General features: G+C 73.1%; 18 protein-coding genes and 1 pseudogene. 12 read left to right on the forward strand and 7 right to left on the reverse strand.

All coding sequences use genetic code 11. The annotated features are described in order from the left end of the window. On the reverse strand, positions 1-750 hold the full coding sequence (locus AB0B76_RS20070; protein WP_360377005.1) for a maleylpyruvate isomerase family mycothiol-dependent enzyme: 750 nt from the start codon (positions 748-750) through the stop codon (positions 1-3). A gap of 68 nt (positions 751-818) precedes the next feature. Between AB0B76_RS20070 and AB0B76_RS20075 the strand changes: the two genes are divergently transcribed. Further along, positions 819-1,763, forward strand: coding sequence for an acyltransferase domain-containing protein (locus AB0B76_RS20075; protein ID WP_360377007.1), 945 nt, complete (start codon positions 819-821; stop codon positions 1,761-1,763). 220 nt (positions 1,764-1,983) lie between these two features. Continuing rightward, positions 1,984-2,454: pseudogene (locus AB0B76_RS20080) on the forward strand (Ig domain-containing protein); the annotation flags it as partial. Here AB0B76_RS20080 and AB0B76_RS20085 read toward each other — a convergent pair. Continuing rightward, positions 2,352-2,588, reverse strand: coding sequence for a hypothetical protein (locus AB0B76_RS20085; RefSeq protein WP_360377010.1), 237 nt, complete (start codon positions 2,586-2,588; stop codon positions 2,352-2,354). The pseudogene AB0B76_RS20080 and the gene AB0B76_RS20085 sit on opposite strands and share 103 nt — an antisense overlap. 90 nt (positions 2,589-2,678) lie before the next feature. Then, positions 2,679-2,822, reverse strand: coding sequence for a hypothetical protein (locus AB0B76_RS20090; protein ID WP_360377013.1), 144 nt, complete (start codon positions 2,820-2,822; stop codon positions 2,679-2,681). A 143-nt stretch (positions 2,823-2,965) separates the two neighbouring features. Here AB0B76_RS20090 and AB0B76_RS20095 point away from each other — a divergent pair, with 143 nt between their 5' ends. Next, complete coding sequence (locus AB0B76_RS20095) at positions 2,966-3,658, forward strand: hypothetical protein (protein ID WP_360377015.1); 693 nt, start codon at positions 2,966-2,968, stop codon at positions 3,656-3,658. A gap of 8 nt (positions 3,659-3,666) precedes the next feature. Here AB0B76_RS20095 and AB0B76_RS20100 read toward each other — a convergent pair whose 3' ends face one another. Further along, positions 3,667-4,425 (reverse strand): SDR family oxidoreductase, encoded by a 759-nt coding sequence (locus AB0B76_RS20100; RefSeq protein ID WP_360377018.1) that lies wholly within the window; start codon positions 4,423-4,425, stop codon positions 3,667-3,669. Then, positions 4,400-5,551 carry an acetyl-CoA C-acetyltransferase gene (locus AB0B76_RS20105; RefSeq protein WP_360377020.1) on the reverse strand — a complete coding sequence of 384 codons (1,152 nt, stop codon included), beginning with the start codon at positions 5,549-5,551 and terminating at the stop codon, positions 4,400-4,402. The genes AB0B76_RS20100 and AB0B76_RS20105 overlap by 26 nt, the downstream gene beginning before the upstream one ends. 46 nt (positions 5,552-5,597) lie before the next feature. Here AB0B76_RS20105 and AB0B76_RS20110 point away from each other — a divergent pair, with 46 nt between their 5' ends. The 4 genes from AB0B76_RS20110 to AB0B76_RS20125 all read left to right on the forward strand — a co-directional run bounded on the left by AB0B76_RS20110 (position 5,598) and on the right by AB0B76_RS20125 (position 10,070). Continuing rightward, positions 5,598-7,097 (forward strand): FadD3 family acyl-CoA ligase, encoded by a 1,500-nt coding sequence (locus tag AB0B76_RS20110; protein WP_360377022.1) that lies wholly within the window; start codon positions 5,598-5,600, stop codon positions 7,095-7,097. 1 nt (position 7,098) lies between these two features. Then, on the forward strand, positions 7,099-7,752 hold the full coding sequence (locus AB0B76_RS20115; protein ID WP_360377025.1) for an SDR family oxidoreductase: 654 nt from the start codon (positions 7,099-7,101) through the stop codon (positions 7,750-7,752). Positions 7,753-7,767: 15 nt separating this feature from the next. Beyond that, positions 7,768-8,958, forward strand: a complete 1,191-nt coding sequence (locus AB0B76_RS20120; protein WP_360377028.1) for an acetyl-CoA C-acetyltransferase — start codon at positions 7,768-7,770, stop codon at positions 8,956-8,958. A 254-nt stretch (positions 8,959-9,212) separates the two neighbouring features. Then, positions 9,213-10,070: an SDR family oxidoreductase gene (locus AB0B76_RS20125; RefSeq protein WP_360377031.1), complete on the forward strand. Its 858-nt coding sequence runs from the start codon at positions 9,213-9,215 to the stop codon at positions 10,068-10,070. Here the strand turns inward: AB0B76_RS20125 and AB0B76_RS20130 are convergent, their stop codons facing one another. Next, a complete protein-coding gene (locus AB0B76_RS20130; protein WP_360377033.1) occupies positions 10,071-10,244 on the reverse strand; it encodes a hypothetical protein in 174 nt (57 codons plus the stop codon). A gap of 126 nt (positions 10,245-10,370) precedes the next feature. Between AB0B76_RS20130 and AB0B76_RS20135 the strand changes: the two genes are divergently transcribed. After that, positions 10,371-11,105 carry a metal-dependent hydrolase gene (locus tag AB0B76_RS20135; protein WP_360377035.1) on the forward strand — a complete coding sequence of 245 codons (735 nt, stop codon included), beginning with the start codon at positions 10,371-10,373 and terminating at the stop codon, positions 11,103-11,105. 322 nt (positions 11,106-11,427) lie between these two features. Here AB0B76_RS20135 and AB0B76_RS20140 read toward each other — a convergent pair whose 3' ends face one another. Beyond that, the gene (locus tag AB0B76_RS20140) at positions 11,428-12,015 is read right to left on the reverse strand and encodes a TetR/AcrR family transcriptional regulator (RefSeq protein WP_360377038.1); all 588 of its coding nucleotides are present in this window, start codon (positions 12,013-12,015) and stop codon (positions 11,428-11,430) included. A gap of 143 nt (positions 12,016-12,158) precedes the next feature. Between AB0B76_RS20140 and AB0B76_RS20145 the strand changes: the two genes are divergently transcribed. From AB0B76_RS20145 to AB0B76_RS20160, 4 genes are read left to right on the forward strand one after another with little or no spacing between them, the layout of a single operon-like run. Continuing rightward, entirely contained in the window at positions 12,159-13,016 is an 858-nt protein-coding gene (locus tag AB0B76_RS20145) for a CoA-transferase (RefSeq protein ID WP_360377041.1), read from the forward strand. After that, positions 13,013-13,825 (forward strand): CoA-transferase, encoded by an 813-nt coding sequence (locus tag AB0B76_RS20150; RefSeq protein ID WP_360377044.1) that lies wholly within the window; start codon positions 13,013-13,015, stop codon positions 13,823-13,825. Before AB0B76_RS20145 ends, AB0B76_RS20150 begins: the two co-directional genes overlap by 4 nt. Continuing rightward, the gene (locus AB0B76_RS20155; protein ID WP_360377046.1) at positions 13,822-14,874 is read left to right on the forward strand and encodes a nitronate monooxygenase; all 1,053 of its coding nucleotides are present in this window, start codon (positions 13,822-13,824) and stop codon (positions 14,872-14,874) included. Before AB0B76_RS20150 ends, AB0B76_RS20155 begins: the two co-directional genes overlap by 4 nt. After that, positions 14,874-15,551, forward strand: a complete 678-nt coding sequence (locus AB0B76_RS20160; RefSeq protein WP_360377049.1) for a gamma carbonic anhydrase family protein — start codon at positions 14,874-14,876, stop codon at positions 15,549-15,551. The genes AB0B76_RS20155 and AB0B76_RS20160 overlap by 1 nt, the downstream gene beginning before the upstream one ends. Positions 15,552-15,555: the final 4 nt, after the last annotated feature.

Below are 15,555 nucleotides of genomic sequence, written 5' to 3' on the forward strand. Positions count from 1 at the left end.
CTACTCGTCCGGGTCCCACTCCAGGAGCAGATCGAACAGCCGCCGGTCGCCCCCGACCTCCAGGGCGTCCACGGTGATGCGGTTGTACAGGGCCAGGACCAGCTCGCCGGCCGTGCCCCGGACGGAGGCGTCGGCCGCGTCCGGGGCCGCGCCCGGAAACCGGGTGAGCCGGACGCCGCCGGCCGCGAGCGACAGGCGCCACGAGGGGCCCTCGGCGGCATGGTAGTCGATGGTGGCGGGCTCGTAGGGCCAGCGGTACGCGCCCGCACAGCACGTGGCCAGAAACTCGTCGACCCCGTCGAGGGCCACCGCACCCGGCAGCGGCCGCGGGGCGCCCAGGGCGAGCTCGGCGTCGTAGGTGTGCACCGCGACTTCCTGGAGCTGGTGCCGCGCGACGGCCCCGGCCGTCAGCGGCGACTCGGAGCCGTCCCACCAGGTCCAGCAACCGCGGTCGGGCCCGGCCACTTGTACCGCGTGAAGGAGCTGCCGCGTCGCTGCGGCCAGCCAGCCCGCCAGCTCCTCCCGCTCCCGTGGCGCGGGCTCGGGCGCGCCCTCGGCCGGGGGTTCCGCGGCGGGCCCGGCGGCGATGATGCCGGCCCAGCGGCGCTGCCCCTGGCCCAGGTGCTGCGCCAGCTCGAACAGCGTCCACCCGGGGCAGCTCGGCACCGGCGCGTCGAGGTCGGGCGCGGCGGCGATCGCGGCGCGGAAGGCGGCCGAGCGCTGGTCGATGAGCGGGAGAGTCTCTACCACCCCGGCTGTCTACCACCGCGGCCCGGCCGCGGACAGCGATTTCTCCGCAGCCCGTTAGAGTCGTTCGCGTGGATCTGGAAGAAACCGCCGCCCGGCTCGGCGTACCCGTCGAAGAGATCGACCGCGTACACGAGCTGGCCGGCGACCGGCCGTCGGCCCCGCTGCCCGCCAAGGCCGACGCCCCCGCACTCCTCGACCGCCTCGCGGTGCGGCCGGACGACGCCGCCGAGATCATGGCCGGCTGGCCCGACCCCGGCTCTCCACTGTGGACACCGGAGCTGCGCTGGCTGCTCGACCGCTCGATCGCGCTGGTCCGCGCCGACCTCGGCGGCCACGTCTGGCTGGCGCCGGGTCCGGAGCTGCCGCGCGACCGGGGCCTCGCCTGGCGGCACCTCTATGTGTATGCGTACCTCGCCCTGGTCGACGTCGTCCGGGAGTACCACCGCGAGCACGACATCCCCGACACGGTGTCCTGGTTGACCCTGGCGGACCTGGGCCGCAACCTGGCGGTCGACCGCCGGATGCACCGCGAGGGCTGGCCGGTCATGCAGAGCTGGCTGACCCTGCACGCGCGCGGCGGCCTCTACGAGCTGGGCCGGCTGCAGCACCAGCGCGGCGGCACCGCCATCGACCTGCACATCCCCGAAGCGGGCCCGCTGACCCCGGAGGCGATCGACGCGTCCCTCGACGAGGCCCGCGCGTTCTTCCCGCGCCACTTCCCGGACGAGCCCTACACGGCGTTCGCGTGCGGCTCGTGGCTGCTCGACCCGCAGCTGCTGCAGTACCTGCCGGAGAGCTCGAACATCGTCCGCTTCCAGCGGCGGTTCGAGCTGGAGCCGTACGAGGAGCCGGAGGGCCTGGACGCCGACGTCGAGGTGCTGCGCTTCGTGTTCCGCAGCCTGACCACGCCACTGGACCAGCTGCCGCGCAACACCGCCCTCCAACGCGCGGCGGCCGACCACCTGAAGTCCGGCCACCACTGGCAATGGCGCCGCGGCCACTTCCCGATCTGAGACGCGCTCGGTCGAACGGGCGACCCCGATCCGGTGACGCCGCGCCGGACCGGCCGGTCACCCGGGCAAACCGTCCGTTCGGGCATTCGATTCCGCGAGAGCCGGGCGGACCGTGTGGCCATGGGAACGCTTGGACGTATCGCCGCGTGGTCCGCGGCCGTGTGCGTTGGAAGTCTGCTCGTCGTCGCGCGGGAGACGCCGGCGTTCGCGTCGTCGTGCCATGACGTGCGTCCCCGGTGCCCAACTTCGGCACCGCGCCGATCGCCGGTCAGGTCGGCAACCCTGTGGGGTCGTACGGGGCGTCGCCAGCTGCGACACGGGCGATGTCGTCTGCGACGCCGGTGCCCTCGCCGTCATCAACACCGCCGACGGATACCGGACCGCGGTCGGCAACGGCATCTTCATCCACACCGCCTGTCACGCGTACTGCGGTACCACCGCCCGAACGGCGGGCGCCTACCTCGCGCGGAAGCTCCTGGCCCGCGGCATCGGGCTGCAACCGCTCGGCGTGGACACCCAGGAGCTCCCGGCCGCCACCTTCGGCACCCCCTACACGGCGAGCCTGACCGCCCACGGCGGCGCCCTGCCCTACACCTGGTCGCTCACCGGCGGCCAGCTCCCGACCGGCCTCACGCTCACCGGCGACGGCGCGATCACCGGCACGCCGGTCGCCGCCCTGACCGCGACGGCGACCTTCACCGTGACCGACGGCGTCGGCCACAGCACATCCGTGCAGGCGGCCATCGTCGTCAATCCGCTGCCGACCGGTCTCACCGTCAACAACGCCTCCGGGCCGGCGGGCATCGTCTCGTGGGTCAACGGCATTACGTGCCCAGCGCCCGCGCCGGGCGACACCATGTGGGTGATACCGCAAGGCGCCGGCATGTCCGCGCCCGACTTCCCGGACGCCTTCACCTACCCCGTGTACCACGGCGGCGCGTTCGTCCGTACCAGCAACGATGCGGTCATCGGCTCGACCGACGCCACGGTCACCTGTGCCGAGAGCGCCGACTCCGTCAACCCGGCCGGCGCGCTGCCGTTGAAGACGTACACCTTCACGCAGACCATCACCGGCCCGACCCGGCGACTACTGATCGCGCCGGCGGACGACGGCCTGCCCGGCCCCCGGTACACCATCGCCAACGACGGCGGATGCGGCACCACCAACCACGGCCTCTACAGCGTCATCCTGCAGGCCCGCGATGCTGCTCGCGGCGACGTTCTGCTTCCTGGCCGCGGCCATCGCGCCGATCGCGGTCATCGGCCTGCAGCGCGCCCGGGCCCGGCGAACCCGGCACGCGCAGTACGAGCTCCGGCTGCTCAAGGAGGCGACCGGCACGATGGAGGACCGGGCGCTGGGCAAGCTGGTCGAGTTCAACTTCCGGCTGATGGACCGGTTCGTCGGCGTCGCGGTCGGTCAGGCGCGGTCCTCGTACGTCTTCTGCGCCGTCGCCGCCGCCGTGTCGCTGCTCGTGTTGCTGGCCGGTACCACCGCCGTGCTGGCCAGCGGCGGCAGCGTGAGCGCGCAGATCACGTCCGGCGTGCTGACCGCGGCGGGCGGGATGCTGTCGGGGTACCTGAGCCTGACCTTCCTGCGCACGTTCGAGACGACGTCGAAGCAGATGAGCTACTACTACGCCCAGCCGCTCGTGCACTGCTACCTGCTGCACGCCGAGTGGCTCGCCTCGCGCATGTCCGATCAGACCACCCCGGCCGCGGCCGAGATGCAGGAGGTCCTGATTCGCGCGACGCTCGGGGCGAGCAGGAACGCGCAGCAGCATCTCGATGCGCTCCACCGCCCCCCGGCCGCGGCCGACGCCGTCGAGCCGGCTCCGGAGCATCCCGGCCAGGCGGTGCCGGGCCAGCGCAACGGACGGCAGCCGGCGCACCGCTAGCGGCACTGTCAGCCGCCCACGGCGTCCGAGTAGCGGGGGCGCTGGCCGCCGCCGTCGACGAGCAGGGACGCGCCCGTCATGTACCCGGCCAAGGGGGAGGCCAGGAGGAGTACGCCGGACGCGATGTCGTCGGGAGTGGCCATGCGCCCCAGCGGTACCGTCGCCGCCACCGCCTCCAGGGCCGCCTCGTCGCCGTAGTGGGCCTCGTTGTCCGCTGTGCGTACCACGCCCGCCGTGACCGTGTTCACGCGCACCTTCGGCGCCCATTCCAGGGCCAGGGCGCGCGTGAGTACCTCGAGGCCGCCCTTCGCCGCCGCATAGGCCGCCGTTCCCGGGGCCGGGCGCAAGGCCGACACCGAGCCGATGTTCACGATGAGGCCGCCGGTGGGCTGGGTCTGCATGACGGCGTTCGCGGCCTGGGCGACGAAGAACGGGGCCAGCAGGTTGAGCCTCACCACGGCGGTGACGAGGTTCGGGGAGGCGGTCGCGGCCGGCGCCGGCGGGCTCCCGCCGGCGTTGTTGACCACGAGGTCGAGCCGGCCGAAGGCGTCCACGGCGGCGGCGATCAGGGCCGCGGCCTCCGCCGGTTCGCGTACGTCGGCGCGGTGGAACGCCACACCGGGCGGCAGGTCGCCGGGGTCGTTGCGGCCGCAGGTGAGCACGCGGTAGCCGGCGGCGGCCAATCGGGACGCGATGGTGCGGCCGATGCCGCGGGTGCCGCCGGTGACGACGGCCGCGGGACTAGAGGCGCTCGATGATTGTGACATTGGCCGTACCCCCGCCCTCGCACATGGTCTGCAGACCGTACCGGCCGCCGCGCGCCTCCAGCTCGTGCAGCAGCGTCGTCATGAGCCGGGCGCCGGTCGCGCCGAGCGGGTGGCCGAGCGCTACCCCGCCGCCGAGAGGGTTGACGCGTTCCAGGTCGGCGCCGGTCTCCTGCTGCCAGGCCAGCACTACTGGTACAAATGCCTCGTTTATCTCAATGAGGTCGATGTCGTCAATGGTCAGGCCACTTTTGCGCAGGGCGTGCTCGGTGGCCGGGATGGGGCCGGTGAGCATGTAGACCGGGTCGTCGGCCCGGACGCTGATGTGGTGGATGCGGGCGCGGGGGCGCAGGCCGTGCTCGGCGACCGCGCGCTCGGAGGCGACGAGCAGGGCCGCGGCGCCGTCGGAGATCTGGCTCGCCAGGGCCGCGGTGACGACGCCGCCGGGCTTGAGGGTGGGCAGGGCGGCCATCTTTTCGAGAGTCGTGTCGCGGCGCGGGCCCTCGTCCGAGACGATTCCCGAAATCGGGGCGATCTCCCTTTCGAAACGGCCCGAGTCGATCGCGGCGGCGGCGCGGCGGTGGCTCTCCAGCGCGTACGCCTCCATCTGCTCGCGGGTGAGCGCCCATTCGGCCGCGATGAGCTCGGCCGCGCGGAACTGGCTGATCTCCTGCGTGCCGTAGCGCGCGTGCCACCCGGCCGAGCCGCGGAAGGGGTCGTCGAAGCCGTACTGCTGCCCGGCGAGCATTGCCGCCGAGATCGGGATGGCGCTCATGTTCTGCACGCCCCCGGCCACGACCAGGTCCGCGGTGCCGGACAGGACCGCCTGCGCGGCGAAGTGCACGGCCTGCTGCGAGGAGCCGCACTGCCGGTCGACGGTCACCCCGGGCACGTGCTCGGGCAGCCCGGCCGCGAGCCAGCTGGTGCGCGCGATGTTGCCGGCCTGCGGGCCGAGCGCGTCGACGCAGCCGAAGATCACGTCGTCGACCGCCGCCGGGTCGACGCCGCTGCGCTCGACCAGCGCGTTGAGTACGTGCGCGCCCAGGTCCGCCGGGTGGATAGTGGCCAGGCCACCGCCGCGCCGGCCGACCGGCGTGCGGACCGCCTCGACCAGATAAGCCTCCGTCATGGTCGAGACCTTACCAAGCGAGCGCTTGGTTGGTAAGGTGCCCTCCATGGAACCGTTGGACGCGCGCACCATCCCCGACCTGGTCCGGGCCGGCGCCGCGCACCATCGCGAGCGCGAGGCGGTCGTCGACGGCGACGTCCGGCTCACCTACGCCGACCTCGGCGCCGAGGTCACCCGCTGCGCCGAGGCGCTCGCCGCGCGCGGGATCGCCAAGGGTGACCGGGTGGCCCTGTGGGCGCCGAACGGCTGGCGGTGGATCGTGGCCGCCCTCGGCATCGTCTCAGCCGGTGGGGTACTCGTGCCGCTGAACACGCGATTCAAGGGTCCGGAGGCCGCGTACATCCTGGCCAGGAGCGGCGCCCGGCTGCTGCTCGTCGACGACGGCTTCCTCGGCAACCGCTACGTCGCCGGGCTCGCCGAGGCCGCGGCCGAGACGCCGACTCCGGCGCTGACGGACATCGTCCCGTTCGCCGAGTGGGACCGGTTCATGGCCGTCGGCAAGGACGTCGACGCGGTGGTGTACCCCGACGACCTGTCCGACCTCTTCTTCACCAGCGGCACCACCGGCCGGCCCAAGGGCGCCATGCTCACCCACCGGCAGAGCACCGAGCTCTACGTCGCCTGGAGCGAGCTCGCGCGGCTGCGGGAGGGCGACCGGTACCTCCTCGTCAACCCCTGCTTCAACACCTTCGGCTACAAGGCCGGCGTCATCGCCTGCCTGCTGCGCGGCGCCACGATCGTGCCGCAGGCGGTCTTCGACGTGCCGACCACGCTCGAGCTCGTCCGGCGCGAACGGATCACGGTGCTGCCGGGGCCCCCGACGCTGTACACCTCCATGCTCGACCACCCCGAGCGCAACGACCACGACCTGTCGAGCCTGCGCGTCGCGGTCACCGGCGCGACGACGGTCCCGGTGGTGATGATCGAGCGGCTGCGGGCCGAGCTGGCCCTGGAGACGGTGCTCACCGCGTACGGGCTCACCGAGTCGTGCGGGACGGCCACCATGTGCCGGCCCGACGACGACCCGCTCACCGTCGCGACCACCTGTGGCGCCGCGGTCCCCGGCGTCGAGGTCCGCGTCGACGGTACCTCCGGCGAGGTTCTGGTCCGCGGTTACAACGTGATGCGGGGGTACTTCGACGACCCGGCCGCCACCGCCGACGCGATCGACGCCGAGGGCTGGCTGCACACCGGCGACGTCGGCGTGCTCGACGAGCGCGGCTACCTGCGCATCACCGACCGGCTCAAGGACATGTTCATCGTCGGCGGGTTCAACGCCTACCCGGCCGAGATCGAGCAGGTCATCGCCCGGCACCCGGCCGTCGCCGAGGTCGCCGTCGTCGGGGTGCCCGACGAGCGGCTCGGCGAGGTCGCCCGCGCCTTCGTCGTGCCCCGCGCCGGCTCGGCCTTCGACCCGGCCGACCTCGCCGCCTACTGCAAGGACCGGCTGGCCAACTACAAGCTGCCCCGCTCGTTCGTGCCCGTCGAGGCCTTGCCGCGCAACGCCAGCGGCAAGGTGCTCAAGACCACCCTCCGGAGCCGCTGACATGGACACCGTCATCGTCACGGGCGGCGCGAGCGGCATCGGCGCCGCCGTCGCCCGCCTCGCCGCCGAGCAGGGCCTGCGCCCCGTCGTGTGGGACCTGCGCGGCGGCGACATGGTCGTGGACGTCCGCGACCGGGCCGCGGTGGAGGCCGCCCTGGCCGAGGCCGGCCCGGCGCGGTACCTCGTCAACAACGCGGGACCGGCCAGCGGCGGCCCGGCCCTGCCGTTCTCCGACGGGCTCGTGGCCACGGCCGGCGGTATGGAGCTCGTCACCTCCGCGTGGCTCGCCACCGGGCCACCCGACGGCGCGGCCGTGGTCAACGTCGCCTCGGTCGCGGGCAATTTCGTCGGTACCGACTCCGCCTGGTACTCCGCGGGGAAGGCCGCGATCGCCGGGTACACCCGCCATCTGGCCACGCGGACGGCCCCGCGGGTGCGGGCCAACGCGGTCGCGCCCGGCTTCATCGACACGCCCCGCATGGCCGGCTTCGCCGACACGCCTTTGGGCCGCTCCCTGATCGAGCGCAACCCGATGGGCCGGGCCGGGCGGCCCGAGGACGTCGCCGCGGCCGTGCTCTTCCTGCTCTCCCCGGCCGCCGCGTATGTCAACGGCGTCCTGCTGCCCGTGGACGGGGGCTGGACCGTCTCCCAATGAAAGGGGTGCTCCACTGTGGACGCCGTCATCGTCTCCGCCGCGCGCTCGCCCATCGGCCGCGCCTACAAGGGCTCGCTCGCCGGGGTGCGCGCCGACGACCTCGCCGCCCAGATCGTCGGACGGGCGCTGGCCAAGGTGCCCGCGCTCGACCCGGCCACCCTGGACGACCTGATCCTCGGGTGCGCGCAGCCGGCCGGCGAGCAGGGGTACAACCTCGGCCGCCAGGTCGCGATGCACCTCGGGCTCGACGTCGTGCCCGGCACCACCGTCAACCGCTACTGCGCCTCGTCGCTGCAGGCGATCCGGATGGCCTTCCACGCGATCCGGGCGGGGGAGGGCCACGCGTTCGTCGCGGCCGGGGCCGAGGTCGTCTCGCACTACCCGGCCGGCAAGGCCGACGGCATGCCCGGCACGCGCAACCCCCGCTGGCCCGAGCGCGCGTCGACGCTGCCCTGGACCGATCCGCGGGCGGCGGGGGAGCTGCCGGACGTGTACATCGCGATGGGCGAGACCGCCGAGAACGTCGCCGCCCTGAGCGGCATCACCCGCCGCGAGCAGGACGAGTTCGCCGTGCGCAGCCAGAACAACGCCGAGAAGGCCCAGGCCGACGGGTTCTGGGAGCTCGACATCACGCCCGTCACCCTCCCCGACGGCACCGAGCTGGCCCGCGACGACGGCCCCCGTGCGGGCGTGACGCTGGAGAAGGTGAGCACGCTGCAGCCGGTGTTCCGGCCCGACGGTACCGTCACCGCCGGCAACTGTTGCCCCCTCAACGACGGCGCCGCCGCCCTGGTCGTCATGAGCGCCGAGCGCGCCCGGGAGCTCGGCCTCACCCCCCACGCGCGGATCGTCGCGACGGGCGTGTCGGCGCTGAGCCCGGAGATCATGGGGCTCGGCCCGGTCGAGGCGACCCGGCGCGCCCTGGCCAACGCCGGCATGAGCATCGGCGACATCGACCTGATCGAGATCAACGAGGCGTTCGCCGCGCAGGTGATCCCGTCGTACCGCCAGATCGGCGCCGACCCCGAGAAGGTAAACGTCCACGGCGGCGCGATCGCGCTGGGCCACCCGTTCGGCATGACCGGCGCGCGGATCGCCACGACCCTCCTCAATGGACTGTCCTTCCGCGACGGGTCGATCGGGCTGGAGACGATGTGCACCGCGGGCGGGCAGGGGATGGCGCTCATCCTGGAACGTCTCTCGTGAGCGGTCCGGAGCGGAGCGGAGGAGCCGCTCACCATGGGCTCAGTGTTGTCGCGTCGGCGCCGGAGCTTGCGGAGGTGGCGGCGTGAGCGGTCCGGAGCGGAGCGGAGGGGCCGCTCACCATGGGCTCAGTGTTGTCGCGTCGGCGCCGGAGCCTGCGGAGGTGGCGGCGTGAGCGGTCCGGAGCGGAGCGGAGGGGCCGCTCACCATGGGCTCAGTTGTGTCGCGTCGGCGCCGGAGCTTGCGGAGGTGGCGGCGTGAGCGGGCACCTGGACGGCAAGGCGGTCGTCGTCACCGGGGCCGGGCGGGGGCTCGGGGCCGCGTACGCGCGCCTGGCCGCGGCTGAGGGCGCCTCGGTGCTGGTGAACGACGTGGAGGCCTCGTTCGCGGAGGAGGTCGCGGCCGAGATCCGGGCCGCCGGCGGCCGGGCCGGTTCCTTCGCGGGCTCCGTCGCTGACTGGGAGCAGGCGGGCGCGCTGGTGTCCGCGTGCGTCGCCGAGTTCGGGGCGATCGACGGGCTGGTGAACAACGCCGGCATCTTCCGCCTCGCCGACCCCCTCGAACAGGACCCGGCCGAGTTCCGCGCGGTGCTGGAGGTGAACGTGCTCGGCACCGCGTACTGCGGCCTGCACGCCATCCGCGCCATGCGGCAACGCGGCACGGGCTCGATCGTGAACGTGACGTCGGGCTCGCACGCGGGTTCGGCGGCGATGGGCGCCTACGGGGCGAGCAAGGGCGCGGTGGCGTCGCTGACGTACTGCTGGGCGGCCGACCTGCTGGGCACAGGTGTGCGCGTGAACGCGGTGTCCCCGAACGCGCACACCCGCATGGCGGACGCGTACGAGGCGTACCTGGGCGCGGCGGCCCAGGGCCAGAATGTGGCCAAGCCACCTGCCCAGAACGCCCCGGCGGTGGTGTACCTGCTCTCCGACGCCGCCGCGGCCCTGCACGGCCAGGTGATCCGCATCGACGGCGACGAGCTGTCGATGATCGCCCACCCGACCGTCCAGGGCCACGGCACGCTCAACCCGGCCTGGACCGTGTCGTCGGTGGCGGCGGCCTTCGCGGCGGGGGCAGTCGGCCCCGTGAGCCCGGTCGGCCTGCACCGGCTGTGATCAGGGCTTGTCGGTGCCGGGCCCGGCACCGCCGGTGCTGGGCGGCGGGTCGGCGACCACGTGGCTGACGTGCGCGGGCGCGTGTTCGGCGGCGACGACGGCGAGGGCCGGGGCGGCGAGCGAGACGGCCGCGGCCAGCACGGCCAGCCGCCGTGGTGCGGTGTGGTTCGACACGGTGATCCTCCGTAGCGTCGGGTGGTTTACCCCGGTCGGCGTTCCACACCGTTCCGCCGTGCGCTGGTTTCACGACCTTTTGTTCGTTATGACCGTTTGCGTTGATGGATCACTATCGACTTCGTGATGGGATCTTCACACGCCGTGTCCGGGGCGGCCGGGTGGCTGGGCGGCTGTGCGCTGCTGGCCGCGGCCGGGGCGCCGGTCGGACCGCCCGTGGTGGTCGTCGGCACCGTCGTGGCGGCCGGGGCGGCGCTGCTGCCGGACTGCGACCACCCGAGCTCCTGTGTCGCGTACACGTTCGGCCCGGTCAGCCGCTTCCTGTGCCGGCGCATCGGTCGCGCCTGTGCCGTGCTGCACGCCCGGACCCGGACCCCGCTTGACGTGCGCGATCTCGACGGGCACCGCACGCTGACGCACACCGTGCTGTGGGCGCTCGTCACGGGTCTGATCGCGGCGGCCGCCGGGTGGCTGGGAGGCCTTGTCGCCGCGGCGGTGGTGACGTTCGCGACAGCCGGGCTGGCCGTTCGCGCTCTGTGGCCGAAGCGCAAGCGGGGCACCCTCGGCGCGACCCTGGGCGGGGCGGTCGTCGCCGCGGCGCTTGTCACGTTCGGCCCCGCGGACGGCTGGTGGTGGCTGGGGCTGCCGGTTGCGTTCGGGTGCCTGGCGCACATCGCGGGGGACGCCCTCACGAACACGGGCGTGCCGGCGCTGTTCCCGCTGAACCTGGGCGGCCGCCGGTGGCGCCGCTTGCGGGCCCCGCGGGCGCTGCGCTTCGGCACGGGCGGGCGCGCCGAGCACCTGGTGCGCTGGCTGATGGTCGCGGGCGCAATCGGCGCGGGCTGGCTCCTGGCGGCGTAGTCCGTGCGCCGTGCGGCCGTCGAACTGTGCGACCTCCGTGCGCCGCGCGACCCGTGCACCGTGCACTCCATGTGCCGTGCGCCGTGCAACCCGTGCGCCGTGTGAGGCCTGTGCGGTCCGTGTGTCGTGCGGTCCGTGCGTTGTGCGGCCCGTAAACGCTCCGTGTGCCGTGCACTCCGTGCGTTGTGCGGCCCGTGCACTCCGTGCGTTGTGCGGCCCGTGTACGCTCCGTGCGGCCCGTGCCGAGGGCGTGCCGAGGGCGTGTGCCCTCGGTGGGCGTGGGCCGGCTCCCCGGGGTCTGACGGCGGCCGCAGCGGCACGGTCAGGTGCGCGCCAGGCCGTCCAGGAACAGGGACGTGCAGTCCTCGGCCAGGCGCGTGATCGGGTACTCCTTGGTCGGCTTGAACCAGCGCACCGACAGCCAGACCGCGTCACGCATGAGGCGGTACAGAATCTTCGGGTCCAGGTCCGAGCGGATCACGCCCTGGGTGATGCCCGCCTCGATGACCTCGAGCCAGGTGGCCTGGACCTCCTTGCCCGCGTTGCGCAGGTATCCGAAACGCTCGATCTGGATCAGATAGTTGACGTCGTTCTGGTAGATCTCGGTGGCATGCGGATGCGCCTCGACCACCTCGAGCGACGCCACGATCAGGTCGTGCAGCCGCGTGCGCGGGTCCGTGTCGGCGGCCAGCACCCGCTTGTACCGCGTCCGCAGGTCCTCGAGGTAGGAGGTGACGATCTCGTCGACCATCGCCTCCTTCGACTCGAAGTGGTGGTACAGGCTGCCCGACAGGATGCCGACCTCGTCGGCGATCTCACGCACCGTGGTCGCCGCGACGCCCTTGTTCGCGAACAGCGCCGCGGCGCTGGCGAGGATCCGTTCGCGCCTTTCCCCAGACTCCCGCGCCATCCCGATGTCCTTTACAGAGAAGGAGGTGTATCCCGCCGGAGTGTACCGACCCCGCGAGAAAACGAGTGTAGCGTAATCAAGCAAGCGCTTGGTACGGTCGTGGGGCAAGTCAGCCTGCGGGAGTAAGGCGGCCAAACACAGCGATGGCGAACAAGCAGATGTCCCCAGACGAGGTCGTGGCGCGGTTACGCTCCGGCATGACCATCGGGATCGGCGGCTGGGGGTCGCGGCGCAAGCCCATGGCCCTGATCCGGGCGATCCTGCGCTCCGATCTCACCGACCTCACCGTCGTCAGCTACGGCGGCCCCGACGTGGGGCTGCTGCTGGCCGCGAAGAAGGTCCGGCACCTGATCTACGGGTTCGTGTCGCTCGACTCGATCCCGCTCGAACCGCACTTCCGCGCGGCGCGGCAGGCGGCGGCGGTCGAGGTGACCGAGTACGACGAGGGCATGCTCCGGTGGGGGCTCTACGCCGCCACGTGCCGGCTGCCGTTCCTGCCCAGCCGCGTCGGGCTCGGCTCCGACGTGCTCGCGGTCAACCCGGCGCTGCGCACGGTTGCGTCGCCGTACGGTGGCGAGGAGCTCGTCGCGATGCCCGCCCTGCACCTCGATGCGGCCCTGGTGCACCTGAACCGTGCCGACGTGCACGGCAACGCACAGTACCTCGGGCCCGACCCGTACTTCGACGACCTCTTCTGCACCGCGGCCGAGCAGGCGTACGTGTCGGTGGAGCGGATCGTGCCCACCGCCGAGCTCACCCGGGAGGCGCCCGTGCAGAGCCTGCTGCTGCAGCGCTGGATGGTGCACGGCGTGATCGAGGCCCCCGGCGGCGCGCACTTCACCTCCTGCGACCCGGACTACGGCCGCGACGAGGCGTTCCAGCGCGAGTACGCCGAGGCCGCCGCCGACCCGCAGCTCTGGCAGGCCTTCTACGACCGGTACCTCAACGGCGACGAGGCTGCGTACCACGCCGCCGTCGAAAACCGGGGCGTGGCGGCATGACCGAAACCCAGAACGGCGTGGCCGAAACCGCAAACGGCGTGGCCGGAACGCAAGCCGACAGCGAGGTCACCCGCGCCGAGATCTGTGCGGTCGCGTGCGCCGAGGCCTGGCGCGGCGACGGCGAGATCCTCGCCAGCCCCATCGGCGTGGTGCCGCTCATCGCCGCCCGCCTCGCCCGCGCCACGTTCGCGCCCGATCTGCTGCTCTCCGACGGCGAGGCCATGCTCGCCCGGGGCACCTGGGCGATCGGCGAGGCCCCGCCGGAGGTCGAGGGCTGGATGCCGTTCCGGGCCGTGTTCGACCTGCTCTACACCGGCCACCGGCACGTCATGATGATGCCGAGCCAGATCGACCGGTACGGCAACGCCAACATCTCCGCCATCGGCGACTTCGCGCGCCCGACCCGCCAGCTGCTCGGCGTGCGCGGCGCGCCCGGCAACACCGTGAGCCACCCGACGAGCTACTGGGTGCCGCGGCACGGCAAGCGCTCGTTCGTGGCGACCGTCGACATGGTCAGCGGCGTCGGCTACGACCGGGCCGCGGCCCACCCGGCCGCCGGGAAGTTCCACGAGCTGCGCCGGGTGGTGAGCAACCTCGGCGTGTTCGACTTCGGCACCGAGGACCACCGCATGCGCCTGGTGTCGGTGCACCCGGGCGTGACGGTCGCCGACGTGCTGGACGCGACGGCTTTCGATCTGGTGGTACCCGCTGAGGTTCCCGAAACCCGAAAGCCCACCGAAAACGAGCTGAAACTCATTCGCGAGGTCATCGACCCCAAGGGCGCACGGTCGCGGGAGGTCGCGGGATGACCAGTGCGCTGCGGACGCCGATCTGCGAGCTGTTCGGGGTGCGGTACCCGATCGTGCAGACCGGCATGGGCTGGGTCTCCGACGCCCGGCTCACCGCCGCCACCGCCGACGCCGGCGGCCTGGGCATCCTCGCCAGCGCGACCCTCTCCTTCGACGAGCTCGTCACCGCGATCGCCGACGTGCGCGCCCGCACCGACAAGCCCTTCGGGGTCAACCTGCGCGCCGACGCGCCCGACGCCGCCCGCCGTGCCGACCTGCTCATCCGCGAGCAGGTCCGGGTCGCCTCGTTCGCCCTGGCCCCCAAGCCGGAGCTGATCGAGAAGCTGAAGTCGGCCGGGGTGGTCGTGGTGCCCTCGGTCGGCGCGCGCCGGCACGCCGAGAAGGTCGCGGCCTGGGGCGCCGACGCCGTCGTGGTGCAGGGTGGCGAGGGCGGCGGGCACACCGGCCCGGTACCGATCTCCCTGCTGCTGCCCCAGGTCGTCGACGCGGTGGACATCCCCGTGGTCGCGGCCGGCGGCTACCACGACGGGCGCGGCCTCGTCGCCGCGCTCGCCTACGGCGCGGCCGGGATCGCAATGGGCACCCGGTTCCTGCTCAGCACCGACAGCCCGATCGCCGAGGACGTCAAGCGCCGCTACCTCGCCGCGTCAGTCACCGACACGGTCGTCACCGACGCCCTCGACGGGGTGCCGCAGCGGGTCCTGCGGACAACTTTCGTCGACGCCCTCGCGAAACCGTCGCTCCCGGGACGCCGTTTCGCCCGCGCTTTCGGCAGCGCGAAAGCCTTTCGAAAACTTTCCGGCCGCTCGTGGGTGTCGCTGCTGCGCGAGGGGCGGGCGATGCGCGGGCACGGGCTGCGGTACGACCAGGTGCTCCTCGCCGCGAACACCCCCATGCTCATCCGCAACGCGATGGTCGACGGGCGCGCCGACGCCGGCGTCATGGCCAGCGGGCAGGTCGCGGGGCTCATCGAAGACCTGCCCAGCGTCGCCGAGCTGGTCGAGCGGATCATGGCCGAGGCCGAGACCGTGCTGAAGCGGCTGTCCTGATGCCCGCGTACTCCATCGAGGGCGTCATCCCCGTCGTGCACCCCGACGCGTACGTGCACCCGACCGCGGTCCTCATCGGCGACGTCCACATCGGCGCCGGCTGCTACGTCGGGCCCCTCGCCAGCCTGCGCGGCGACTTCGGCCGCATCGTCATGCTCGACGGCTCGAACCTGCAGGACTCGTGCGTCTTCCACACGTTCCCGGGCACCGAGGCCGTGCTGGGCCGGCACGGGCACGTCGGGCACGGCGCCGTGCTGCACGGCTGCCGGGTCGGCGATGGGGCGCTCGTGGGCATGAACGCCGTCGTGATGGACGGGGCCGAGGTCGGCGCCGAGGCGTTCGTCGGCGCGCACGCCTTCGTCAAGGCCGGCTTCGTGGTCCCGCCGCGCACCCTGGCGGCCGGGTCGCCGGCCCGGATCGTGCGTGACCTGACACCCGAGGAGCTCGCCTGGAGGGCCAACGGCACGCGGGTGTACCAGGAGCTGGCCGTCCGCAGTCGCACGTCCGTCCGCGAGGTCGAGCCGCTGACCGAAGCCGAGCCCGACCGGCCGTCGCTCCCGACCGGCACCGGGACCTCGGTCCCGCTCGACGTGGCCCGTTCGGCCGGCCCGCCCGACGCCGGGGTCTCGCCGGACGCGGCCGGCGGCAGCAAACCAAACAAGCGCTTGGTAGAGTGATCGC

The organism is Dactylosporangium sp. NPDC049140 (genome assembly GCF_040648435.1).

What these genes read in the sequence shown, in the direction of transcription:
- AB0B76_RS20085 (WP_360377010.1), bottom strand. Translation starts at nt 2,588, where the DNA reads ATGCCGTTGACCCACGAGACGATGCCCGCCGGCCCGGAGGCGTTGTTG.
- AB0B76_RS20160 (WP_360377049.1), top strand. Translation starts at nt 14,874, where the DNA reads ATGCCCGCGTACTCCATCGAGGGCGTCATCCCCGTCGTGCACCCCGAC.
- AB0B76_RS20095 (WP_360377015.1), top strand. Translation starts at nt 2,966, where the DNA reads ATGCTGCTCGCGGCGACGTTCTGCTTCCTGGCCGCGGCCATCGCGCCG.
- AB0B76_RS20100 (WP_360377018.1), bottom strand. Translation starts at nt 4,425, where the DNA reads ATGTCACAATCATCGAGCGCCTCTAGTCCCGCGGCCGTCGTCACCGGC.
- AB0B76_RS20105 (WP_360377020.1), bottom strand. Translation starts at nt 5,551, where the DNA reads ATGACGGAGGCTTATCTGGTCGAGGCGGTCCGCACGCCGGTCGGCCGG.
- AB0B76_RS20150 (WP_360377044.1), top strand. Translation starts at nt 13,013, where the DNA reads ATGACCGAAACCCAGAACGGCGTGGCCGAAACCGCAAACGGCGTGGCC.
- AB0B76_RS20115 (WP_360377025.1), top strand. Translation starts at nt 7,099, where the DNA reads ATGGACACCGTCATCGTCACGGGCGGCGCGAGCGGCATCGGCGCCGCC.
- AB0B76_RS20155 (WP_360377046.1), top strand. Translation starts at nt 13,822, where the DNA reads ATGACCAGTGCGCTGCGGACGCCGATCTGCGAGCTGTTCGGGGTGCGG.
- AB0B76_RS20140 (WP_360377038.1), bottom strand. Translation starts at nt 12,015, where the DNA reads ATGGCGCGGGAGTCTGGGGAAAGGCGCGAACGGATCCTCGCCAGCGCC.
- AB0B76_RS20110 (WP_360377022.1), top strand. Translation starts at nt 5,598, where the DNA reads ATGGAACCGTTGGACGCGCGCACCATCCCCGACCTGGTCCGGGCCGGC.
- AB0B76_RS20135 (WP_360377035.1), top strand. Translation starts at nt 10,371, where the DNA reads ATGGGATCTTCACACGCCGTGTCCGGGGCGGCCGGGTGGCTGGGCGGC.
- AB0B76_RS20145 (WP_360377041.1), top strand. Translation starts at nt 12,159, where the DNA reads ATGGCGAACAAGCAGATGTCCCCAGACGAGGTCGTGGCGCGGTTACGC.